Raw genomic sequence first — 23,173 nt, 5'->3', positions numbered from 1 at the left:
TCCCGACTTGATCCCGCCTGAGGCGGGCAGGCGGGAATCTCAACATGGCAGGGCTCGGTTTTGACGTTGGGTTAGGATTTTGGTAATCTATAGACACAAAATCACAAATAATAAATCAACTATGTTTAAATCAACAATGAATAATAACTTGCTTTCATTTTTAACAATTCTAATTTCCCGCTATGAAAAAATTCTGTTAAAAAACCATATTATTGACCAAAGCGAAATCACCATTACAAGAGTGGCGTTAGAGAATGAAATAAATCAACGGGATCTATCTAAAATCAAAGAAGCTTTTGTTTCGAGCGATCCGGAATATTTGATGGCCTTAACTGCTCTCATCGAAAAAGAGTACGACAACAAGCGGGATTTTAAAATCAAAAAAGAAGAATTGATTAATATTTTCTACTACAAAAATTACAGGATGTTAAAACGCTTAATGAAAGAGGTTGAAAGTAAAAACATTGAAGAATCCAATGAAAGTGCGGATAAATGGCTGGAAGACAAATATGGAAAAAATTTCTTTAATGAGGAATAATGAAATTATGCTTTATTTAATCGGAGTAGATCATAAATATCAACATATTTCAACATTGAACGCACCTTTTGAGAAAACCATTAAAAACCTCGTCAAACAATACCAGATTCAAGTATTGGCGGAGGAATTTAATCAAGAGTCTCTCAGCGACGGGGAAAAAGAATCCACATGTCAAAAGATTGTAAATGAGTTAATAAATAATGGCACGGACATCAAACATCTTTTTTGCGAGATGGACAAGCAGGAAAGACAAAGAATAGGAATGCTCATTGATCCTAATGAAATTTCAAAAGAATATAACACATTTAAAAACGAACTCCGTGCTAAAAAAATTTATATCAAAACAACGAATGAATTGATTTATCAATATCAATCCAAAAAAGGATTCTGGTCTAAGAGAGAAAACCATTGGCTTAATCAGTTAAGCAAGTCACTAAATGAGAACAAAATAATTCTATTTATTTGCGGCTCATCCCATATTATAAACAAAAGCTTTACTAATTTGCTTAAATCTAAAAATATTGATAATAAAATTTTGATTGAGGATATTGATGAGTATCTCGATAAACTATCACAACCCCATACTGCTTTTAAGTTTTATTAAGATTATTACAAAAAATTTCAATATAAAATATTTCACCTTTCCCACAAAACTCCTATGCACCGCGGCAGCATGTCCGCGTCCAAACAAATGCTGGACATTGCCGAACAACTGAATCAAATGGGCCATCAAACGACTCTGCCGCGGGGCGCGGAAAAATACGCCGGCGGCAAGCCCGGCGAGACCAGCCATGAATCCATCCAAAATAAAATCGATCACGACCTGATCAGGCATTATTATAATGAAATAAAAAAAGGCGACGCCATCTTGGTGGTCAATGCGGATAAAAACAATATCAAAAATTACATCGGCGGCAATTCGTTTCTGGAAATGGGCTTCGCGCACGTATTGAACAAAAAAATATTTTTACTTAATGACATTCCCGAGACGAGTTATGCCGACGAAATCAAAGCCATGCGACCGATTGTTTTAGGCGGGGACTTATCAAAAATTTCTTAATAAAAAAATCAGAGGCAATCGCCTCTTTTTTATTTCCCGAGCCCCCTTTCCGTCATTACAATAAAAATCCGCCAACAGGCGGGCGGGAAATCGCAAAGTGGCAAAGCGTTTAAAACTCCTCTTTCCATTTTAAAAACAAAAAAGTCCCGCCAAGGGACTCCAATTTTTTTATATTTTATTTTTTATTTTTTATTTTGAAAGTGAGGGTGCCGGATAGTAACCCCAATGACATTGTTGATGCTAGGGTTTCCGGCGGCCCTCGCGTATATTTTAGCAAATCATTGATTGAAAACCAATCGCCGTGTTGATAAAACGCGATTCATGAAAAAAAAATGAATAAATCTTTTTAATCAAGATGGAAAAGCTCTCTCCACTTCGTCATCCTTCGCCGCGGCTTCGGACGACTTCCTGCCTGCCGGTCTTCGACTCCCGTTCGGCCACGAGCTCACGGCCGAGTGGCGAGCTCAGACTCGAGGAGCAGGCAGGCGGTCGAGATGACAACGCCTACGCCCATTATTTGTAATTATTCGTAACGATTCACAAAGCCAAAAACCAAGGCAAGCTTATCAGCTGCTGGAATTTGTAACGTATTTGTAATAAATATGACGCTAAGGATAGCTAAATAGCCGCAATAATTCGTAACGTAAACGTATTTGTAATCATTCGTAACGACTCACAAAAACTAAAACCAAGGCTAGCTTATCAGCTGCTGGAATTTGTAACGTTTAAAACAAAACACTCCTTGCAGGAAAACGCACAAGGAGTGTTCGCGTCATTGGGAACTGTCCCAAAACATCAACATATGTATTATAGCAAACATTTTTAATTTTGTCAATGTTTATAAATCGCAAAACAATGCCTCCCATCGATTTTAAGCTGTTTTTTAATAATTATTGACTTTTCCCTTTGACATCTCTGTAAATTTGTTATAATGGAAACATAAATATGCAAAGCAAAATACTCTCGGAATATATCGAAAGAAAGCCGGAAGGGCACGAAGCTCTCTCGGCAATGTTTGAATATTTCCAAAACGCGGCCGGAGAATTGAGCTTTGACGATAAATCTCAAACAATCGAATTGGCGAACCGGCTGGCGGCCGGCAGAGCCGGCGCGGGGTTCATTGGCGCGGCGCTGGCGCATAAAATATTAAAAAATCATCCCGATAAGGAAAAAGAAATAAAGACCCTCATCGGCGAAGAAAACGTTAAAATAGCCATGGCCTTGAATCTGGCCGTGGCTCTTTTCTCGGAAATACAAAAGATCGAATACATGCGGCATTCCCTGAATACCGCCGAGATATTAAGCCGAACCGGCATGGATCATTTGACGATTATCACCGGTCTTTTGCACCATGTCTCTCGGCTCAATCCCGAATCCGACAAAATCGTGGAAGAGAAGTTGGGAAAAAAATTAGCGGACATTTTGCAAACGTACAAAAAAATCAATCACTATGCCAACAAAACCAAAAGCTTCAACAGCAATGTACGCGAAATCCTGCTGGTGATGTCTCAAGACGTGCGCATAATTTTGGTGAAAATGGCCTCGGCCATTGATTCTCTGATCAATTACGAAAGAATACCGGATGAAGATCGCTATCTCGTGGCCAAACAAGCCAAAGAAATTTTGGCGCCGATCGCGGACATGCTGGGCGTGTGGCATCTTCGCTGGCAACTCGAAGATTATTCCTTCCGCATACTCCAGCCGGAAGAATATCAAAAAATCGAAAAACGTTTCGGCGAAGAAGACAGAAAAACACGAGACAAATACATTGCCAAACTCGCCAAAACCGTCAGAAACGAGGCGGAAGAAAAGAAAATCAAATGCGATGTCAACGGCCGATTCAAACACTACTACAGCATTTACCGAAAAATGAAAACCAAACAAAAAACGTTCAATAATATTTACGATGTGTTTGCTTTGCGCGTTATTGTCGATTCGGTCGACGACTGTTACTTAATGTTGAGCTTGATTCACGGATTGTGGCCGCCCGTGCCCAAAAGAATAAAAGACTATATCGCCTCTCCCAAATCAAACGGCTATCAAACTTTGCACACAACGATCATCGGGCCCGGCAATCAATTGACCGAATTTCAAATCCGAACGAAGGACATGCACCGCTCCGCTCAATTCGGCATTGCCGCCCAGCTTTTTTATAAAAACAAGGAATCAGAGGACGACTGGACGAAAAAAATTCTCCACACGGGCAAATCATTGTTTCACAAAAACGTTTGGGAAGACGAGGTCAGCAAAATATTTCAAGAAAAAATTTACGTCTATTCGCCCAAAGGCGACGCCGTTTCCCTGCCCAAAGGCTCGACCCCCGTGGACTTCGCTTATCAGATTCACAGCGACCTTGGCAATTACTGCAAATTCGCGATTATCAACAATCAACCGGCGGAATTGAACAGAAAACTGCAAAATGAGGACGTGATTGAAATAATTCCCGATATCAATTCGGAAGGCCCGGATCTGGACTGGTTGAATTTCGTCAAGACGCCGCAAGCGGAAAAGCAGATAAAAAGATACCTTAAACTTAAAGGTCTGCTATAATGTATTTATGACCATTAGAAAACTGCTCACAACCATAAAAAAGTACAATCCCAAAGCCGACCTGGAAATGGTGGAACTGGCTTATGAATTCGCGAAAAAAGCGCATGATGGCCAGCGCCGCGCCACGGGCGTGGATTATATCGATCATGCCTTGGCCACAGCGCAAAACCTGGCCGATCTGAAAGTCAACACCAACATGATCATCGCCGGCCTGCTTCATGATGTGCCCGAAGACACGACCTACACGCTGGAAGATGTCAGAAAGAATTTCGGGGACGACGTGGCCGGCATGGTGGAAGGCGTCACCAAACTGGGCACGGTCAAATACCGAGGCATGAAGCGATATGTCGAAAATTTGAGAAAAATGTTCGTGGCCATGGCCAGAGACATCAGAGTCATTGTCATCAAATTCGCGGATCGTCTGCATAACTTGCGCACTCTCTACGCCCTGCCCGCCAACAAGCAAAAAAGAATCGCCATGGAGGTTTTGGAAATTTACGCGCCCATCGCCAACCGCCTGGGCATCGGAGAATTGCAAGCCAAACTCGAAGATGAATCTTTTAAATACGCCTTTCCCGATGAATACATCTGGGTTGAAAATTTGATCAAGAAAAGATTGCAATTCAAACAGCGCGCCATGGACGCCATGCTGAAAAAATTAAAACGAAAATTGATCGAAAATAAAATAAAATACATTGACGCTTACGGCCGCACCAAACATTATTACAGTTTGTACAGAAAACTGATGAAAAGCAACAAAGACATTGACCGCATTTACGACCTGGTGGCCGCGCGAATCATTTTAAAAGACGTCGCCGACTGCTATGCCACGCTCGGCATCATTCACAGTCTCTGGAAGCCGATCAAAGGCAAAATTAAGGATTATATTTCCCAACCCAAACCCAACGGCTACCGCTCGCTGCACACCACCGTCTTCGGAGACAATCAAGAACCGATCGAATTCCAAATCAGAACTCAAGAAATGCACAATCAGGCCGAATACGGTATTGCCTCTCATTGGCATTACAAAGAATCAAAAGGCATCAAGGAAAAAGACATCGCCTGGGTCAAAGAATTGGCCAATTGGCAAAAAGAAATAAAAGACGACGATAAATTTTTGGAAACATTAAAAATCGACTTTTTCCAAAATAGAATTTTCGTGTTCACGCCCAAAGGCGATGTCATTGATTTGCCGGACGGCGCCACGCCGATTGACTTCGCTTATCAAATCCATTCGGACGTCGGCAATAAATGCGGCGGCGCTTACGTCAATGACATTCACGTGCCTCTGGAAACCAAATTGAAAAACAGCGATGTGGTCGAGATCACTCTCGATAAAAACAGAAAAGGCCCCAATCCGCAATGGCTCAAATTCGTTAAAACCAGAAACGCCAAGGCTCACATCGGCAGTTTCAAAAAACAAACTTGGAAAAAAATAATTTCAACTAAGAAATCAATCTAAATATGGCAAAAACAAAAATAAAAATCATTCTAAGTCTGATGCCGCTTTTATTCATTCCCCTTTTCGCCTTGGCGCAAACCTCTCCTCCCATTGAAACAGTGCCGCCCGCGGAGACAGTGCCTCCGGCGGAAACGCCTGTCAATACTTCGCTCGAATTGCCCAATCCGCTCGGCGCTGAAGCCACTGACCTCAATGTTGTTGTCGGCAGAATCATCAAGTCATTGATCGGCATTGCGGGCACGGCCGCTTTGGCCGTCTTCATTTACGGAGGCGTGCTCTGGCTGATTTCCGGGGGCAATCCCGAGCAAATCAAAAAAGGCAAAAATGCCATGCTTTACGCGACCATCGGCTTGGTAATCATCTTTACCAGTTACGCCTTGGTTTCCTTTATTATCGGGGCTCTGCAGCAATAAATTGTTACGAATTACAAGATTCTAATTAGCTTTTGGTTATCTGTTACAAATTACAATCTTCTATGGCATAAGGCTATAAGTGAATGTAATTTCGTAACAATACAAACAGGAGCTAAATAGTGAATGTAATTTGTAACACCCAATTTAATATTCAAAATCCACCCAAAAAGTGGGTTTTTTTGTTGTTTTATACGCAAATATTGACTTTTTTGACTAAATATGATATAATAATATGGTGACTTTGTGAACTTTGACAACTAAAAGCGGGATTTTCCCGCAAAGATTTTTACGTTTTCGTTTACGGGAGGATTAGATTAAGATGGAAGAGTATTACTGGCTATTGGGGCTCGTCATGGGTCTGGGCACGATCGTTCTCATCCTGGGAGCGATCTTTCGCATCCACTTTCTCCGGCCCAACGACATCATGATCGTCATGGGCCGCGGCGGCATCGAGGCCGTCAAGCACGCGGGCATCCGCGTGATCAACAAACTGCTGCTCCAGTCGCTCGAGAGGTTCTCGGACGACAAGCCGTACTTCACCCGCGAAACGCAATCAAGGGACTACTCTTCGCTCGAGGCGCGCGCGAAGGTGAACGATGAATCTGACAAACAAGTCGGCTGGATGGACGTTCTGGCTGAGATCATCTCGGTCAACTGGCGTTTGGATCCACAAAAATGGGCAACCAAACACGGGTTGTCCGAGATCGAGTGCGTCAAACTCTTTCTATCAGTTCACGGTCGGCTCGAGGACGAGCTGATCAAAGACGAGGTACAGGGGGAATTTAGACGCCAGGCAGCCGCAACAAGCTACGACAAGATGATTGGCGCGGGCAAAGAGCTTGCCAAGGCCATCCTGGATGAACTCAAAACAAAGGAAAGCGAATGGGGCGTCCTGTTCGAGGGCGTCACAGTCAACGTCATTCGGGCAGCCGACGAAACTATTCGTCAGGCGCTCGATGAGGTGCCTCGAATTCAGCTCCAGCAGAAAGCGGAGCTGGAAAAGGCTGCGCTTGGCGTGAAAATCGCCGAGAAAGAGCGCGAGCGAGCGATCATCGACGCCGAAGCGGCCAAGCAGGTCGCCATAAAGGTGGCCGAGGGCAAGGCCGTGGCCATGATGACAGAGGCCGAGGCCCTCGAGGCGCTAGGTCTGCTCGAGAGCGGAGGCCAGAAAGCCGAATACATGAAGGCCATGGCCGCCATCGAAGCGGCCAAGGCCATCGGTTCCAGCGGCAGTTCCAAGTTGGTGCTGTCGCTCGATATCGCCGGCATTCTTCAGAACGCCCTCAAGGGGCTTGGAGGGAAGAGCTGATGAAAGCGGGAAGAATTCTGTTGCTCATCGGCCTCCTCCTCCTCCTCGCTCCGCTGGCCATCATGGTCTCGGGGCGCTGGGAGGCCGGCCTGGCCGCGGCCGGTCTGGTGGCCGCGTTGGCGATCGCGCTCATCCCGAGCCGAAAGCCCGCCGCTGCGACCACGGCGGCGCCAACCCCGGCGCCAAGTGAGTCCACTCCCGCCGCAACGACGACGCCGACAGCGGCGCCGGCACCGGCGAAAAAACCGGCCAAGGCCTTCGATACGGCCGGCGAGTCGTTGGACATTGTAACCGCGGTATGCGCGATCCTGGCGGGGCTTGCCGCGCTGGGATTCGTGGGCTACCTCGGTTACGGGATGATCTCGTGCGGTGGCGAGATCCTCGAAAGCTTCCGCCGCCCCAACCCCGCGGGAGCGACACCGATCGCGCCCGCGGAACGGACTCACCCCGGCATGCCGCTCCTGCTCGACCAGGAAATCCTGCCGGGCAAGCAGGTCATGCTCAAAGCCGACGGCCGGCAGCTCGGCATCCTGGTGGACAATGTTTCACCGAGCGATGCCGTAATCCATGTTGGATTTTCCAACACGGAGTCCAGCCTTTGGCCGGTGTCTCCAAAAAAATTCGGCGCGACCTGCCTTTGGGGTCCTACCCAAAGCGGCGAGGTCAAGGACGGCGTGTTCAACGCGTTCGTCCTCAACGCCGGAGACAAACCCGCGCGGCTCAAAGTCTATCGCTGTCGAAAGCGATGAGCGATGACCGCGAGTCGCGCACACGTTCGTTTGGCCGAGGTTTCTAACAAGGAACCTCGGCTATTTATTTTAAATAAATCCATGAGCGGAGAGTCAAGCTCTCCGCTGGTAAGGGAAAAAATACACACCAATAAAAAGCCTTTGCGCCTGCTAATAAAATTTTTCATTGGGCAAAAACCCAAATCCAATCCCAGCGGAAAAATTGCCTCTCCGCTTTTTCCGCTAAAGAAATTCTACAAAACAAAAATTCAAATCCATCCCCAGCGGAGAGCTTGACTCTCCGCTTTTTCATTCGACAACAAAAAAATCCGACGCTCGGTCGGATTTTTCAACATCGTCTTTGAATCAATAAAAATACATGCTGCTGATGATGTTGGTCAAGACATCATATGACCCGTGAAGCTCAATGGCCACTATGCTGTCTTTGGTATCCACCACGATCACGTCAATGAATTGATCTTTTTTGAGTTCAACATTTTTGAATCTCATGGCGTAGTAACCTCGAAATTCTAATTCCTCCCTGTCCGCCGCGTTGCTCATTTGATAATAATTGTTAACGGCTTTGGTTTTTATGAATTCATCCAGCGGCAGATGTTCCTGCCAATTCGTATAGCCCAAAATCCTCAAATCCCCCAAATAATCTTCGGTGATGGCGTTTTTCTCCGGATAGAATCTGACATCCTCTCCGTCTTTATTGACATCGGAAATCGTCCAGTCTTTCGGAGAACGAAGTTCATAGCGATAAGCCGGATTGGTGAATACCACCCAATCTCTGACCGCGTCTTTAACGTCTTCGCGTTCCTTGATTTGAAAATCGGCGATATTCGAGGTATTGTTTTTCGAGCAACTGCAACCTGAAATCACCAAAGGAATAATGAACGCCGCCAAAAAGATTTTTGATGCTGTTTTCATAAAATTGAATTATTTGCGAATTTTATTGATTATCTCTTTTAATTCTTCTTCGGAATAAAATTCAATGACGACTTGTCCTTGGCCATCGCGCTTTTTAATATCCACTTTCGTGTTGAGCGCCTGCCTGATTTCATCTCTCTGCGCTTCAGTAACCGGATCTCTCAGACTCTGCAACTGCCTCGGTTTTCGCGGCGAAACTCTTCGGCTTTCACTCTCCGCGTCTCTGACCGTAAAATTATATTGCAATATTTTTTTCAAAAAATCAAGCTGTTCTTTTTCCGTGGGCAAACCCAAGATAACTCTGGCGTGACCTTCGCTGATTTTGCCGTCCACAATGGCGCGCTGAATTTCTTGCGGCAAATTAAGCAGTCTGATGGTGTTGGCGATATTCGATCGGCTTTTGCCCAGCCGCTTGGCGATTTGTTCCTGCGTCAAATTGAATTCATCGGTCAATCTTTGATAACTGGCCGCTTCTTCGATGGGATTCAAATTCTTCCTTTGAATATTTTCAATCAATGACAATTCCAATTTTTCCTGCTCGCTGGCTTCCCTGACGATAACCGGCACTTTTTCCATTCCCAATATTTTCGCCGAACGCCAGCGGCGCTCGCCCGCGATCAATTGATAGCCGTCCCCCGCTTTCGTGACGATCAGCGGAGAAATAATGCCGTGCTCTTTGATTGATTCCATCAAATCTTCCAAATCCTGATGATTGAACACTTGCCGCGGCTGCATGGGATTGGGTTCTATTCTATCGGGAGAAATTTCAATCACTTGCTTTGATGACGGCGACAATACCAAATCTTTATTTTCTTCTTTAACCATGGCCGGCGAAACTTTTTTGGGGATCAACGAGCTCAGCCCGCGGCCCAAGCCTTTTTTTTGTATCATATTTTATTTTTATTTAATACAGGTCAACTGATTGGCAACGGAAATTCAGCCCAGGATCTGTGGCATCCATTGACAATCCGTTGATCCGTTTTACTCCAAATCGATAATTTCCCTGGCCAATCTTTCATACGCCTTGCTGCCGCTGGACGCCGGGTCGTAATGAGCGATGGTCAGGCCGTGGCTGGGAGCCTCGGTCAGTCTGACGTTTCGCGGCACCACTGTTCGAAAAATTTTATTGGGAAAATATTGATAAAGTTCGTTCATGATTTGATCGGACAAATTGTTGCGCTTATCGAACATGGTGATCATGGCTCCCATGATACCGAGTTCCGGCTTGAGATTCTCTTTGACCAAATCGATCGTGTACAAGAGCTGTCCCAAACCTTCAAGCGCGTAATACTCGGCCTGAACGGGTATTAAAACTTCGTCGGTGGCCACCAAACTGTTTAAGGTCAACAATCCGAGCGAAGGCGGGCAATCGATAAATATATAATCAAAGTCTCCCTGCACTTCAAGCAAGGCGTCGCGGAGCCGATATTCGCGGCGATCCATATTGACCAATTCCACGGCCGCGCCCGCCAGATCCGGCGTGGCCGGAGCGATCTTGAATCCCTGATGTTTGGTGGGTAAAATGATGTTATTGAAATAATTTTCCCCGATCAAGACCTCGTACATGCCGCCGGACAAGTTTTTATAATCAATGCCCAATCCGGATGTCGCGTTGGCCTGAGGATCCATATCCACCAGCAAAACAAATTTGCCCATTTCGGCCAAATATGCGCTCAAATTGATGGCTGTCGTAGTTTTGCCGACTCCCCCTTTTTGATTTACAATGGAGACGATTTTAGCCATACTTAAAAAGAATAATTGAAATTATATGCAAATTTATTATAATACATTCCATGGTTTTTGACAATTTTCATCATTTACTGTATAGTATCCATATTGTTTGCAGGCCGCCGTGGCGAAATTGGCAGACCTGCCTGCCGGTCTTCGACTCCCGTTCGGCCACGAGCTCACGGCCGAGTGGCGAGGTCGCTCCCTTCGAGGGCCTGAGCGGCCCCTCAGGGCCGTCGAAGGCAGACCCGAGGAGCAGGCAGGCGCGCACGACAATAAAATATGCGAGATTGCTTTACTTACGCTATATCCAGTTTATCAAAATCTTATATCTATGTAGGTACGGCAATCAATCCACATAAAAGAATACGGCAGCATAATACCGGAAAAAGCAGAACCACCAAACCGTACATGCCATTTGAAATTATAACCATAGAAAAATTTGCGAATCGAAAGGAAGCGAGAAAAAGAGAAAAATATCTAAAATCAGGAATTGGCAAAGAATATTTAAAATCATTATGCCGCCGTGGCGAAATTGGCAGACGCGCACGACTCAAAATCGTGTGAACTAACGTTCATGTCGGTTCAACTCCGACCGGCGGCACCATTCGACTCACTCCGCTCGCTCATGGTGTTCCACCTCCAGCACAAGCAGGGACGAGGCGAATCATTTAAAAATCATCGCGGGATAGAGCAGTTGGCAGCTCGCCAGGCCCATAACCTGGAGGTCGGGGGTTCGAGTCCCCCTCCCGCTACCAATGTAAATTTAAGATTAAATATAAAACATTAAGGATTCCATTTTCATCTTTTCCAAGAAGTGATCGTTTACAACAATATTATCGCTTATTTCGAAAACTTTGAATGGCCCGCCGTCCGAAGCTTTTCGAAAAAAGCGTAGGACGGCAGGGTAGCTCAGTTTGGTTAGAGCGGAGGAATCATAACCCTCAGGTCGTGGGTTCGATCCCCACCCCTGCTACCATTCGACTCCCCCTCGACTTCGCTAGGGGTCGCTCATGGTCTACGACCACACATGAGGCGAGTCGAATGTCTTAAGCGAACTCGATGGACAAAAAATTTCGATTTTAATTTTTGAACATGTTGCTCTACGTATTTGAAATAATCATCTTCGGCTGGCTGATTGCCGCCGCTATTATCGCCTATCATTTGATCAGGTCTTTTTTTTATAAAAAAAACGAGCGCAAAATAAGTCGTCTGTTAATCGCGGGCTTATTGATTTTAAGCTGGCTGATTGTTTTTTACGGCAGTTTCATCGAACCCAGAGAACTGTGGGTGAACAATGTGGAGATCAATATAAATAAAACGGAAAGCGCGCAAAGAATAAGAATAGCCGCCGTCTCCGACTCGCACTTTGGACCTTTCAAAAAATACAAATACAGCCAAAAAATCGCTGACGCATTACGCGCTCAAAATCCTGACGTCATTGTCTTGCTCGGAGATTATATCTATGGCGATGAAGGCAATCACAAATATTTGGCGCCGATTTTGGAATTAAGCAAAGATTACCCGATGTATTTGATTTCCGGCAATCACGAATATCATCTGCCCGGCTACAACGATCCCAAATACAAAGATAAAACCGGGACGCTCAAAGAATTGCTTGAAAATTATCCTGCCAAACTGCTCGAAAATGAAAATGAAAAAATTGTCATCAATGGCGAAAGCTTTTATCTGGCCGGTGTCAAAGAATATTGGACGGGCAATGCCGATATTAACGCCGCGCTGAAAGGGACCAATCGGACAGAGCCGATTATCCTGCTGGCGCACAATCCCGATTTTATCGCCGCCGCGCAAGATAAAGTTGACTTAATGCTCAGCGGTCACACGCACGGCGGGCAAATCAGGCTGCCGCTGATCGGCCCTGTCTCTCCGATTCCGGATGAGCTGGGGAGACAATACGATCAGGGACTTTTTGATTTTGATCAAACTCAGATTTTCATCACTTCAGGCGTTGGTGAAATCGGACCGCGCGCCAGATTATTCGATCCGCCCGAAATAGCCGTGTTAAATATTGATTTGTGATATAATGTTCATGAAACATGAAACATATAACATAGAGCAAAGATAAAACCGGAATTGATATGTGATTCATGATCCCCGCCTTCGCTATTAAGCTTCCGCCTCCGCTGAAGCTACGCCGGACAGGTCGGCGGGCAGGCATGATCCATGATATATGCTACTAACCGTCCACGCCGCAGCCGGCGTATTCATCGCGCAAAAAATAAAATTCTGGTGGCTGGCCTTCATCATCGGCTTAATTTTCCACTTCCTGATGGACATGATCCCTCACGGCGATCAACGCATTATTGAAGGCTATCGCACCAAAGAAAAGCCCAAGCAAGTGGTGCAGTTGATTTTGGTTGACTTGGCTCTTTGCATCGCTTTCAACTTGTTCTGGCTCATCAAGTTCTACAACGACATCGATAGTTTCTTTTTATATTTCATGGCCTTGGCCGGCTCTCTTTTGCCCGATTTTTTGGTGGGCGTGCATGAAATATATCCCCGCATGTTTAAACGCTTCGCCAAATGGCACTTTTGGGTTCACGATCGATTTCCCACAAAAAAAATAGGCCTGCCGCTGGGCCTAATGATTCAAATCGCAATGCTGGTTATTTTACTTTCCTTGTATAATTTTTAACAATTTTTGAGCGGAATATCGCCAGCTGAAATTTTCCGACCATTTTTTCTGCTTTTCTATAATATTGCGACGAAGCTCCTGATCCGCCAGGAGATTTTTTATTTTTTGAGCAATATCATTGATATCTCCGGGCGCGGCGATCTGTCTGTTGTCGGAAATCAATTCTCCGAGCCCGCCGGCGGCCGAAGTGACAATGGGAACGCCGACCTTCATGGCTTCCAAAACGGGCATGCCAAAGCCTTCGTCCCATGACAAAAAGACAAACACACTGCAATTTTTCATTAAAACCAATTTTTCCAAATTGGTGACAGCCCCCAGAAACTTAATGTTCGATTTGCCGCGAGCCGAAGCCGCGGCTCCGATTATTTTTTCATAATGCCAGCCGACATTGCCGGCCAAATACAAATCCACGTCAGGGAATTCACGTAAAACTTTTTTGAACGCTTTAATCAAATTGACCAAATTCTTTCTGGGCTCGAGCGTGCCCACGAAAAACAAATATCTTTTTTCCAAATTGAATTTCTGTTTCGCCTTTTCTTCCGCGCGCGGATCGATTTCCGGATAAATATCCACTGACGGGTAAACAACTTCAATCTTCTTGCCCTGAGCGCGGAACAATTGAATCAAATCTTTTTTTGTCGCTTGTGAAATGGCAATTATCTTTTCCGCCTTTTTCAAGCTGAGCGGCACCAACACTTTTTTCGAAAAAAATTGGCCGGTAGGAAACCATTCGGGATGTTTGTAAATGATCAAATCGTGCACGAAAACAAATGAACGCTTGGCATAGCCGATGGGAATAATGTTGGCGGGAAATAACGCCAAATCGAGCTTTGCCCGATACAATTGAAAAGAAAATTTCAAATGGCGGGACCAAAACGGCATTTTGCCGGACCGGATTTTCCTCACCTGGGCGCGTCCGCCGTCTTTGATCAAAATATCCAAAGCATTTTTTGAATACGCAGCCGGTATAAATAAAACATAGTCGTTTTCTTCATCGAGTTCAATCAAGTTTTTAACCAAATTAAAGGTATACCGCTCCACGCCGGCGCCGGTATTTTTTATCGGATCGAATATTTTGCGGCAGTCAATGCCTATGCGCATATGGGTGTGAATTGGCAATTAGCGATCGTAAAATGGTAATGAGTTTGTAACTTATTGGCTTTTTGGGTTGTTAGTCAAGTAGGTTCTTAGTGTCTTATTGGTTTGCCTAATAACCTAACAACCTACAAGCTCCGTTTTTACGTGCTTCAGGTTATGTGTTCTGTGTATGTGCTTACATGACCGAAATCACGCCCAGACTAAGCAGTGTAACAATAATCGCCGACATAATCAAACCGAGAAAAATAAACAGCAGCGCCCATTTTTTCTTAAACCCGAAAATAAAAGCCGCGATTGCGCCCGTCCAGGCGCCGGTCAGAGGCAAAGGAATTCCGACAAAAATCAGCAAGGCGACGCGGCCATATTTTCTGTATTTGCCCTCAAACTTTCTGGCCGTCCGCTCAAAAAGCCAAGTCTGAAATTTTTTGTACCAATTTATTCTGGCCGCCAAAAAATCGCTCAGCCAGTCCAAACTAAATAAAATTATAACCGCGGGAATCATGTTGCCCGCGATTGAAAAAACGATCGCCTCCCAGACCGGCAATTTATACCCCAACAAAGCTATCGGCAACGCGGCTCGAAGCTCCGTAAAAGGAATCATGGATAGCCAAAAAGTGGCCCAGCGAGGCTCGACATTACTGAAATAATCAATTATGGTTTGAATCATAAATTATCCCAACTGTAATTTAAAAATCCCCAATCAATCAAAGCTTTCGTGTCCTGAAATCTGGCTTGCGAAGAATTACTGCCCAGAACAACCGAGAGCAACCGATGATTGTCTTTTTCCACCAAAATAGCCAGACAACCCCCGGCCTCGGGCAAATATCCCGTCTTGCCTCCTATTATTTTATAGCCGTATTTTTCCGAGTTCAAAAAACTATCAAAAAGCGCGTCGGTCGAATAAACATTTCTGACTTTCTTGGAATTTTTTATTTTAAAATTGTACGCCGGCAAAGACAGCCCTGCCGAGATATCTTCATTCTTCAGAGCGAGCTCGAATAGTCTCGCCACTTCCGCGGCCGTCGAAACATTATTTTTTGATAAACCGATCACGTCATGAAATTCAGTGTTTGGCATATTGTTTTCCCCAGCGAAAACATTCATCTTTTCGACAAATTCAGTCTCGGACAGGCCGGAGACTCGCGCCAGCGCCTTGGCGCAATGATTATCGGAAGACACCAGCATCGTATTGAAAACGTCTCTGAGCGAAACCGTTTCACCGCGATAAATGTGCGGATAAGCGCCGGGAATCTCATCGCTTTGCTGCATGGTCACTTCCGCTTCCCAATTCACTTCGGGGTTTTCCCGCAAAAAAACCAACGCCGTCATCAATTTAGTGAGACTGGCGATCGGAGTCTGCTGGTCTTTGTTTTTACCGTACAAAAATTTTCCGGTATCAATATCTTTTAAAATAAAATTTTGAGATGTCGGCAATACTCCTCTGTTATCATTTTCTATTTTACGCGGCAAACGCAGATCATTGTAAAAATCATCTACCGCAACTCTATCAATGCTCGAAAATATCGGATTGATCATTAAAATCGCCGAAACCACAAATTCGATCATAGCGGTCTTTTTATTTGGTTAAACTTTCTTCTTTATTCGCCAAAAAATCAACCAGACTCTCCAATTGATGCAAACGCGAGTAATCGGGCAAATCCTCGACCGTATTCAGGCCCAGATATTGCAAAAATTCGACGGTGACGCTGTATAATTCCTGCCCGTTGTTTTTATCGATCTCGAAATCCGCCAAACCTCTGATCATTAAATTGCGCAAAATCAAACTGCAATTCACGCCTCTGATTTTCTCTATCTCGGCCTTGCTGATCGGGCCGCGATAAGCGATGATCGTCAAGGTCTCGATTGACGGCTGCGTCAATTCTCCCGATCTTTCCTGTTTGATCAATTGCTCGGCCAATTCCTTATTGGCCGGATTGGAGACCATTTGATAGCTATCATTTGAATAAACGATATTGATGCCGCTATTCGGCGCGTTATGCTTGAGCACCAATTCATCAAGCGCTTTTTTGATTTCTTCTTTTGAAGTCTTTTGGCCTGACTTTTTAAAGAACTTAATCAAATCGGACACGCCGAGCGGCCGCGGAGAAACTAACAACAAACTTTCCACTTGAGATTTATCCATATTTTTATAATTTCTAGCGAGGTCGCTGCGAAAATTTATTTTCATGGCGACCGAGCGACGGAATTTCAAGCGTTGTCACGCCCCGTGACAACGCTTATATTTTTTTTACTTGAATATTGCCGAAAATTTCATTTTGCGAAACAAAAACGCTGCGACGCTTGATCAATTCGAGCAAGGCGAGAAAATTAATAATGATTTCCGTTTTCGATTTGGCGTTTTTCGTCAATTTGCTGAAATCGATATTTCTGAATCGAGACAAAGCTTTTTGCAAGGACATGATTTTCTCTTGTATGCTGATCGTTTTTTCAATGGCCACTTTCGGCAAAGATAAAAGAGGATCCAATCTCTTCAAAATTTTCAAAAAAACTTCTTTAAGCGAAGCCGAATTAACATTTTCCGGAGGATGAAATTCCACTTCCATTTTTATCGGCGATTTTTCGCGGCCGAATGAAAAATTCTCTTTACCCATCATGGCGTCAATGACTTTGCTCGCTTCGTAATATTCCTTGTACATTTTCAATTGCTTTTCCAGCTCGTCCGGCTCGACTTCTTCCTCGACAATCGGTAAAATGGCTTTTGATTTGAACAACAATAATTTCGCGGCAATGACCAAAAAATCGGCCAATTCCTCAGCCGGCTTATTCGTTAATTTTTTAATATGTTCCAAATATTGATCAGTCACCTGCGACAACGAGATTTCGGTGATTTCCAATTCTTTGCCCTCGATCAATTGCAGGAGCAAATCCAGCGGTCCGGAAAATTTTTCTATTTTTATCTTATACATAGCTATTTTGTTTTCAAGGGCAGGCTCATTTGTTCCCCCAACAATTTTTTCGCCTCTTTTTTCCCTTTCGATGTCAATTTTATTTCCTTAATGAACCACTTATGCGGCGTGCGCATGCCATAGCCGATCATCAATTCCTTATCGATCAAGCTCTCCAAACTTCTTGAAATGATTTTCGTCTGCAAATCCGATTTCGGGGCTCGCTGAACATGTCCGTAAAACTCAACCAATCGATCGCGATGCAATCGCTCGCCCTTATATTGATCGCTCTGGATCAAAATATATTTTTGCAATTTCGATAATCTCATTTTAATAAATCCCAGACAATAAATCCAAAATTCCAATATTCAAAATCACAAATGTTTGTTATTTCGTATTTGGAGCTTGTAATTTATTTGAAATTTGGAGTTTGTCATTTGTTATTTTCCACTCAAAGGCAGGTCAATCCTCACATCATCTCTCGGGAAAAGCGTCGCCTGCTTGATATTATCCAAGCCGAGCAATTTTTGAGTCACCCGCTCCAGCCCCATGCCAATCCCGCCTTCGGGCGGCATGCCGTATTTGAAAGCCTCCAGATAAAACTCGAACTCCTTGGGATCCATTTTGAATTTTTTAATATTTTCAACCAGCATTTGATAATCGTGAATGCGCTGGCCGCCGGTGACGATTTCGCAGCCGCGAAAAAGCAGGTCAAAACTTTTGGTGAAACCCTTATCGTTTTCGTCTGGCATGGTGTACATCGGCCTTTTTTCCACCGGATAATGAGTGATGAAAAGAAAATCCGAATCGAATTTGCGTTTGGCGTATTGGCAGATCAATTCTTCCTGGTGAGGTTCGAGATCCGGTTCGCCTTCGCAATTTTCGCCGAATTCATCTTTCAAGATTTTCTCGGCTTCTTTTAATTTCATTGAAGGGATGGCCGCCGGCACCTCGGGAATGGCCGCGTCCAGCAATTGAACTTCCTTGTCGCACGTTTTCGCCACCTTGTTCATCATGGCGGTTAAAGCGCGACGCGTCATATCCATGACATCGGAGTGATCTTTAATAAATCCCATTTCAAAATCAAGCGACGTGTATTCATTGACATGCCTTGAAGTATGATGAGCTTCGGCTCGATAAACATTGCCGCAGGTGAAGACGCGCTCAAAAACGCCGGTCATGATTTGTTTGTAAAATTGCGGACTCTGGCCCAAATACGCGGCTTTGCCGAAATAATCGATTTTGAAAACATTGGCTCCGCCTTCGGTCGCCTCGGCCACCAGTTTCGGCGCTTGAAATTCGGTAAAACCTTCATCAATCATCAATTCTCTGAATCCTTGAATCAAAGCGGATTGGACTTTAAAAACAGCTCTGGATTTTTCATCACGATAATTGAGCGGCGCATTGTCCAAATACGTATCCATTTTCATTTCAGACCCGAGCTCATACGGCAGTGTTTCCGCTTCAGCTAAAACTTTGATGCTTTTGGCCAAAACCTCAACCGACCCGCTTTCCATCAGCGGATTGGCGTTCTTGCCTTTTCGTTCATTGACCACGCCTTGGATTTCCAAAACAAACTGCGGCCTGATATTATCCAAAATGCCTTTTGAAGCGTCATCCAATTCGTTTGGCACCAAAACGACCTGCAAAATTCCGGTTCGGTCGCGCATGTCGAGAAATACGATTTTACCCATGTTGCGCCTGACATCGACCCAACCGTTTATGATGACTTCCTCCCCTTTTTTGTTTACAACCTCCAAATTAAGCGTTCTTGCCATATTTTTGTATAAAAAATAACCATTAGAATTAAACAAATGTCATTATAATCATACATCATTTGACGCGGCATTTCAAGTATTCGGCCTGCTTATAAAACAAAAACCGGCGCTCGCGCGCCGATTTAAAATAAATTTTGACTTTTCACACTATTATTATATTCCAATATCTTGTAGCATCTCGTAACCAATCATAACGTCGTTATCGGCCTCGATTGCGTGATATAAAACTTACCTCCCTCAAACGCCCATTCAATGTCGCAGGGAAATTTATAATGCTTTTCAATATCAAAACACAATTTCGCCAATTCAATGATTTGCTCGCCGGTTAATTTTTGTTTTTCCTTTTTATCAGCCGGCAAATCTTTCCAGACATTGCCGCCGGCCGGCACCCTGATCAATTGCTTCGCTTGCTCGGCGACATTGATGTCGATGATATTCCAAGTGTCTTTTTCTATCACATAACTGTCAGGCGTGATACTGCCGGAGACGATCGCCTCACCCAAACCAAAGCCCGCTTCAATGATAATTTGGTTCGGGTCTTTGGTGACCGGATGCACCGTAAAGGTGATGCCCGCGATTTCGCTGTTAACCATTTCTTGAATGACAACGGCCACCGAAACTTTACTTTTAATCAACCCTTTTTCAAAACGATAAAAAATCGCTCTGGGCGTAAATAAAGACGACCAGCATTTTTTGACTGACTTTAATAAATTATCTTCTTTAACATTTAAATAGCTCTCTAGCTCTCCGGCCCAGGACGCGATTGAAGAATCCTCCGCGGTCGCGGAACTTCGCACGGCCACATATTCCGCGCCCAGCTTTTTGTGCTGATCTTGAACTTCCTTGGCAATGTCTTCAGGGAATCGCGCTTTGTCAATCAAAAGCCTAATCACTTTCGACGCCTGATCAACCGATTTCACGTTTTCAAAATTAATTTTATCCAGCTCTTTTTCCACTTCAACATCCAAATCTGTTTCTTTCAAAAACTTGTCAAAAGCGGGCGCCAAAACCACAAATCCCGGCGGGATCGGAATGCCTGCCTGAAACATTTCACCCAGCGACGCGCCCTTGCCGCCGGCGATGTCGACGTTTTTGTAAGATATTTGTTTAAAAGTTTTGGTAAACATAGTATTATGATTTTTTAATTATGGTCACTTTGCCGTGCGTGGCGTCCACCTCCACCTCGTCGCCCGTCTTCAAAACCTGCGTGGCGATTTTCGTGCCGATGACGCAGGGCTTTTTCATTTCTCGGGATACAATCGCCGCGTGGCAAGTAATGCCGCCTTCATCGGTAATAATCGCTTTGACATTTTTCAAATAAGGAATAAAATGCGGCGTGGTTTGAATCGTAACCAAAATTTTCCCCGCCAAATCCGCTTTTTCCAATTCACGTTTATCTTTTACAACAACAACCTCTCCCTTGATATTTTCTCCGGAATTGAAAGCGACCTGCCCCTTAATGCCCGCCTCTTTAGGCGCTGATAATTTTCCAAAATATTCTTTTATCTGCCCGATCAAAATCGGATCATCCAATACAGTGTCTTGATAGCGTTTGTCTCTTAAATACAAATAAACATAGCCGCTTTGCTTTCGATGCTCGGTTTTTTCCGCCGCTTCTTGCCCGTCAAGCGCGCCATCAGCCAAATTCACAATCTCTTGGGCAGTTAAAAAAGTCATCAAATCTTTTTCTTTTGCATCTGATTTTTTCTCCTTTTTCAAAAATTCAAAAAAATCAAACAAGTTTTCACCCATTTTTTCCTCTTTAAATGCAATCTCATTTCTCCATTTGTTATGGGCCTCCAAAACTTGTCCAGCGTTTTCAATTTCTTTTTTATTTTCCTCGAGCATCATGCCCATTGAAAAAATAAATAAAAAATAAGCGCCATGTTCGCCGTATTTTTCAAGAATGTCCTGAAAACATTTTTTTGCCTTTTTTAAATCTCGCTTTTCGATAAACTTTTCCAATCTTTCGGAAAGCTTGGAAATTTTTTTCCAAAGTTTATCATCGTGGTCAATATATTTTCGCAAAAGCTCCGGATTTCGCAAAACCTTTTTCTTTGATTCTTGATGAAAGAGTTTTGATTGATCCAAATTAAAAGCGCGGATTACCTCATTATCCTTTTGAGGAAAAATTATTGATTCGACAAAATTATTTTTATAATTTTTTAAAGTGAATTTCTCTCTGTCCATAAACTTGGCCGAATAAAAAAACAGTGATTCTTCCCGACGAATGCCAAGAAACCATTTCCGCCGCTTAATTTGCTCGAAAACATCATTCATATCTCTAAAATTACCATAAAATCAATTATTTTACAAATAAAAAATGCCCGATCCGAGCATTTTTTATTTCACGATTTCCTGCGCTCTTCCCACCTGCCCGTCTTCAAGTCTGACTTTTATGCCGCGCGGGTGAAAAGCGGAATTGGTCAAAATTTCTTTAACGACTCCTCGAGTCAAGTCGCCGGTGGGCTGATCTTTTTTCAAAACAATCATCACCTCCATACCCGGCTTGATGTCGTCTCTGTTTTCTATTGGCATAAATTATCATGAATCATGAAACATGGAGCATGAAGCATGGATCACATATCATGTATCACGTAACAATTGAGTAATGGAGCAATTTTTTTCTTCATCCCCAATTTCCACTTTCCAATTTTTTAAGAAACCGATCTCGTAATATTTCGTACGAAAATCTCGTACATCTCGTAACTCACTATGGAGTCAACCTATTAATCATCCTCGGGAACGGAACCGTTTCGCGAATATGCTGCAAGCCGCAAATCCAGCGAACCAACCTCTCTAAGCCGTAACCAAAGCCGCTGTGCGGCACTGATCCGTATTTTCGCAAATCAAGATACCATTGAAATGACTCAATGGGCATTTTTTGCGCTTTCATTCTCTTCAAAAGCAAATCATAATCGTCTTCTCTTTGCGAGCCGCCGATAATCTCGCCCGCGCCTTCGGTGGCGATCAGGTCAGAGCCCAAAACCAAGTCTTTGTTTTCCGGATCAAGCTTCATGTAAAACGCTTTAATTTTCGCCGGCCATTTTTCAACGAATATGGGCACGGCGCTGTCTTTGGTCAGCAAAGTCTCGTCATCGGCTCCCAAATCATCGTCTTCTTTAATGTCCGAGCCGAGCGACTGCAATTTTTTAACGGCCTCGGCGTGAGTCATTTTACCGAACGGCGCTTTTATTTTTTCCAGCAGTTTAACATCTCTTTCCAAAACGCCAAGTTCGTATTGATTTCTCTCGAGAACTTTTTCAATGATAAAGCAAATCAATCCTTCCTGCACTTTCATATTCTCTTCATGCTCGACAAACGCGGCCTCAGCGTCCATCATCCAAAACTCGGTCAAATGCCTTCTGGTTTTTGATTTTTCCGCTCGAAATGTCGGGCCGAAGTCAAAGCATCTGCCCACGGAAAATATGGCCGCTTCAATGTACAGCTGGCCTGATTGCGATAAATAAGCTTTGCCCAAATCAAAATAATCGGTTTCAAATAAAGTGGTGGTGTCTTCGCAAGACACGGGCGTTAAAATCGGCGAATCAATTTTTATAAAACCTTCTTTATTCAAATATTCGTAAGTCGCGTTGATAATGGTGTTTCGAACGCGCAAAACAGCCCATTGTTTGGGAGCGCGCAGCCACAGGTGCCGGTTGTCCAAAAGAAATTCAGGGCCGTGCTCTTTTTTTCCGATCGGGTATTCGGCGGCGATTTGAATAATTTTAACTGCTGAAACTTGCAATTCGAAAACCCCTTTTTGCTTGGGATGCTCGGTCACTTTGCCGGTCAATTCAACCGAACTTTCCGTGGTAATCTTTTGCGCCTCTATCCAAACCTTGTCGTCAACTTCTTTTTTGGACACCACGGTCTGAACAAAGCCCGAGCCGTCTCGAATCTGCAAAAACATAATCGCGCCCGATGAGCGCAGATTATAAACCCAGCCTTTGATTGAAACCTGTTTTTCGATGAATTCTTTGAAGTCTTTAATGAATGTTTGAGTCATATTTT

General features: G+C 44.1%; 25 protein-coding genes and 3 tRNA genes. 14 read left to right on the top strand and 14 right to left on the bottom strand.

Annotation, left to right across the window (positions count from 1 at the left end):
- The first annotated feature begins 121 nt into the window (after window positions 1–121).
- The 8 genes from VMX18_04785 to VMX18_04750 all read left to right on the top strand — a co-directional run bounded on the left by VMX18_04785 (window position 122) and on the right by VMX18_04750 (window position 8,081).
- Window positions 122–538, top strand: a complete 417-nt coding sequence (locus tag VMX18_04785; GenBank protein ID HUT22674.1) for a hypothetical protein — start codon at window positions 122–124, stop codon at window positions 536–538.
- The gene (locus tag VMX18_04780) at window positions 510–1,142 is read left to right on the top strand and encodes a hypothetical protein (protein HUT22673.1); all 633 of its coding nucleotides are present in this window, start codon (window positions 510–512) and stop codon (window positions 1,140–1,142) included. Before VMX18_04785 ends, VMX18_04780 begins: the two co-directional genes overlap by 29 nt.
- 54 nt (window positions 1,143–1,196) lie before the next feature.
- Entirely contained in the window at window positions 1,197–1,598 is a 402-nt protein-coding gene (locus VMX18_04775) for a hypothetical protein (protein ID HUT22672.1), read from the top strand.
- A gap of 945 nt (window positions 1,599–2,543) precedes the next feature.
- The gene (locus VMX18_04770) at window positions 2,544–4,148 is read left to right on the top strand and encodes an HD domain-containing protein (GenBank protein ID HUT22671.1); all 1,605 of its coding nucleotides are present in this window, start codon (window positions 2,544–2,546) and stop codon (window positions 4,146–4,148) included.
- A gap of 7 nt (window positions 4,149–4,155) precedes the next feature.
- Window positions 4,156–5,610, top strand: a complete 1,455-nt coding sequence (locus VMX18_04765) for a RelA/SpoT family protein (GenBank protein ID HUT22670.1) — start codon at window positions 4,156–4,158, stop codon at window positions 5,608–5,610.
- A gap of 2 nt (window positions 5,611–5,612) precedes the next feature.
- The gene (locus VMX18_04760; GenBank protein ID HUT22669.1) at window positions 5,613–6,023 is read left to right on the top strand and encodes a pilin; all 411 of its coding nucleotides are present in this window, start codon (window positions 5,613–5,615) and stop codon (window positions 6,021–6,023) included.
- 319 nt (window positions 6,024–6,342) lie between these two features.
- On the top strand, window positions 6,343–7,332 hold the full coding sequence (locus VMX18_04755) for an SPFH domain-containing protein (protein ID HUT22668.1): 990 nt from the start codon (window positions 6,343–6,345) through the stop codon (window positions 7,330–7,332).
- Entirely contained in the window at window positions 7,332–8,081 is a 750-nt protein-coding gene (locus VMX18_04750; protein HUT22667.1) for a hypothetical protein, read from the top strand. Before VMX18_04755 ends, VMX18_04750 begins: the two co-directional genes overlap by 1 nt.
- Window positions 8,082–8,426: 345 nt before the next feature.
- On the opposite strand, the gene VMX18_04745 is transcribed toward VMX18_04750, so the two are convergent.
- From VMX18_04745 to VMX18_04735, 3 genes are all read right to left on the bottom strand, one after another.
- A complete protein-coding gene (locus VMX18_04745) occupies window positions 8,427–8,993 on the bottom strand; it encodes a hypothetical protein (GenBank protein HUT22666.1) in 567 nt (188 codons plus the stop codon).
- 9 nt (window positions 8,994–9,002) lie between these two features.
- Window positions 9,003–9,884 (bottom strand): ParB/RepB/Spo0J family partition protein, encoded by an 882-nt coding sequence (locus tag VMX18_04740; GenBank protein ID HUT22665.1) that lies wholly within the window; start codon window positions 9,882–9,884, stop codon window positions 9,003–9,005.
- A 90-nt stretch (window positions 9,885–9,974) separates the two neighbouring features.
- Entirely contained in the window at window positions 9,975–10,736 is a 762-nt protein-coding gene (locus tag VMX18_04735; GenBank protein HUT22664.1) for a ParA family protein, read from the bottom strand.
- Window positions 10,737–11,003: 267 nt separating this feature from the next.
- Between VMX18_04735 and VMX18_04730 the strand changes: the two genes are divergently transcribed.
- The 6 genes from VMX18_04730 to VMX18_04705 all read left to right on the top strand — a co-directional run bounded on the left by VMX18_04730 (window position 11,004) and on the right by VMX18_04705 (window position 13,377).
- Entirely contained in the window at window positions 11,004–11,288 is a 285-nt protein-coding gene (locus tag VMX18_04730; GenBank protein ID HUT22663.1) for a GIY-YIG nuclease family protein, read from the top strand.
- Window positions 11,242–11,328, top strand: a tRNA-Leu gene (locus VMX18_04725). The genes VMX18_04730 and VMX18_04725 overlap by 47 nt, the downstream gene beginning before the upstream one ends.
- A 75-nt stretch (window positions 11,329–11,403) precedes the next feature.
- Window positions 11,404–11,479: transfer RNA gene (locus VMX18_04720), tRNA-Met, on the top strand.
- A 143-nt stretch (window positions 11,480–11,622) separates the two neighbouring features.
- A tRNA-Met gene (locus VMX18_04715) sits at window positions 11,623–11,700 on the top strand.
- A gap of 116 nt (window positions 11,701–11,816) precedes the next feature.
- Complete coding sequence (locus tag VMX18_04710; protein HUT22662.1) at window positions 11,817–12,761, top strand: metallophosphoesterase; 945 nt, start codon at window positions 11,817–11,819, stop codon at window positions 12,759–12,761.
- Between the two features lie 151 nt (window positions 12,762–12,912).
- Window positions 12,913–13,377 (top strand): hypothetical protein, encoded by a 465-nt coding sequence (locus VMX18_04705; protein ID HUT22661.1) that lies wholly within the window; start codon window positions 12,913–12,915, stop codon window positions 13,375–13,377.
- On the opposite strand, the gene VMX18_04700 is transcribed toward VMX18_04705, so the two are convergent.
- The 11 genes from VMX18_04700 to asnS form a co-directional block, all read right to left on the bottom strand.
- Window positions 13,354–14,478 (bottom strand): glycosyltransferase family 1 protein, encoded by a 1,125-nt coding sequence (locus VMX18_04700; GenBank protein ID HUT22660.1) that lies wholly within the window; start codon window positions 14,476–14,478, stop codon window positions 13,354–13,356. The two genes, VMX18_04705 and VMX18_04700, sit on opposite strands and share 24 nt — an antisense overlap.
- 172 nt (window positions 14,479–14,650) lie before the next feature.
- Window positions 14,651–15,142, bottom strand: a complete 492-nt coding sequence (locus tag VMX18_04695) for a small multi-drug export protein (protein HUT22659.1) — start codon at window positions 15,140–15,142, stop codon at window positions 14,651–14,653.
- Window positions 15,139–16,041, bottom strand: coding sequence for a serine hydrolase (locus tag VMX18_04690; GenBank protein ID HUT22658.1), 903 nt, complete (start codon window positions 16,039–16,041; stop codon window positions 15,139–15,141). Before VMX18_04690 ends, VMX18_04695 begins: the two co-directional genes overlap by 4 nt.
- A gap of 10 nt (window positions 16,042–16,051) precedes the next feature.
- Window positions 16,052–16,618, bottom strand: a complete 567-nt coding sequence (scpB, locus tag VMX18_04685) for an SMC-Scp complex subunit ScpB (GenBank protein ID HUT22657.1) — start codon at window positions 16,616–16,618, stop codon at window positions 16,052–16,054.
- A gap of 94 nt (window positions 16,619–16,712) precedes the next feature.
- Window positions 16,713–17,402, bottom strand: a complete 690-nt coding sequence (locus tag VMX18_04680) for a ScpA family protein (GenBank protein HUT22656.1) — start codon at window positions 17,400–17,402, stop codon at window positions 16,713–16,715.
- 2 nt (window positions 17,403–17,404) lie between these two features.
- Window positions 17,405–17,710 carry a hypothetical protein gene (locus VMX18_04675; protein ID HUT22655.1) on the bottom strand — a complete coding sequence of 102 codons (306 nt, stop codon included), beginning with the start codon at window positions 17,708–17,710 and terminating at the stop codon, window positions 17,405–17,407.
- A 111-nt stretch (window positions 17,711–17,821) separates the two neighbouring features.
- Window positions 17,822–19,159 (bottom strand): aspartate--tRNA(Asn) ligase, encoded by a 1,338-nt coding sequence (gene aspS, locus VMX18_04670; GenBank protein ID HUT22654.1) that lies wholly within the window; start codon window positions 19,157–19,159, stop codon window positions 17,822–17,824.
- A gap of 188 nt (window positions 19,160–19,347) precedes the next feature.
- The gene (locus tag VMX18_04665) at window positions 19,348–20,286 is read right to left on the bottom strand and encodes a PEP/pyruvate-binding domain-containing protein (protein HUT22653.1); all 939 of its coding nucleotides are present in this window, start codon (window positions 20,284–20,286) and stop codon (window positions 19,348–19,350) included.
- A gap of 4 nt (window positions 20,287–20,290) precedes the next feature.
- Complete coding sequence (locus tag VMX18_04660; GenBank protein ID HUT22652.1) at window positions 20,291–21,439, bottom strand: PEP-utilizing enzyme; 1,149 nt, start codon at window positions 21,437–21,439, stop codon at window positions 20,291–20,293.
- 63 nt (window positions 21,440–21,502) lie between these two features.
- The gene (locus VMX18_04655) at window positions 21,503–21,697 is read right to left on the bottom strand and encodes a YwbE family protein (GenBank protein HUT22651.1); all 195 of its coding nucleotides are present in this window, start codon (window positions 21,695–21,697) and stop codon (window positions 21,503–21,505) included.
- 175 nt (window positions 21,698–21,872) lie between these two features.
- Window positions 21,873–23,168, bottom strand: coding sequence for an asparagine--tRNA ligase (gene asnS / locus VMX18_04650; protein ID HUT22650.1), 1,296 nt, complete (start codon window positions 23,166–23,168; stop codon window positions 21,873–21,875).
- Between the last annotated feature and the right edge of the window lie 5 nt (window positions 23,169–23,173).

Source organism: Candidatus Bipolaricaulota bacterium (genome assembly GCA_035528115.1).
GTDB lineage: Bacteria > Patescibacteriota > Patescibacteriia > UBA11705 > DATKZF01 > DATKZF01.
The sequence above is the reverse complement of the archived record's forward strand: the minus strand, read 5'-3'. Positions and strand labels throughout refer to the sequence as shown.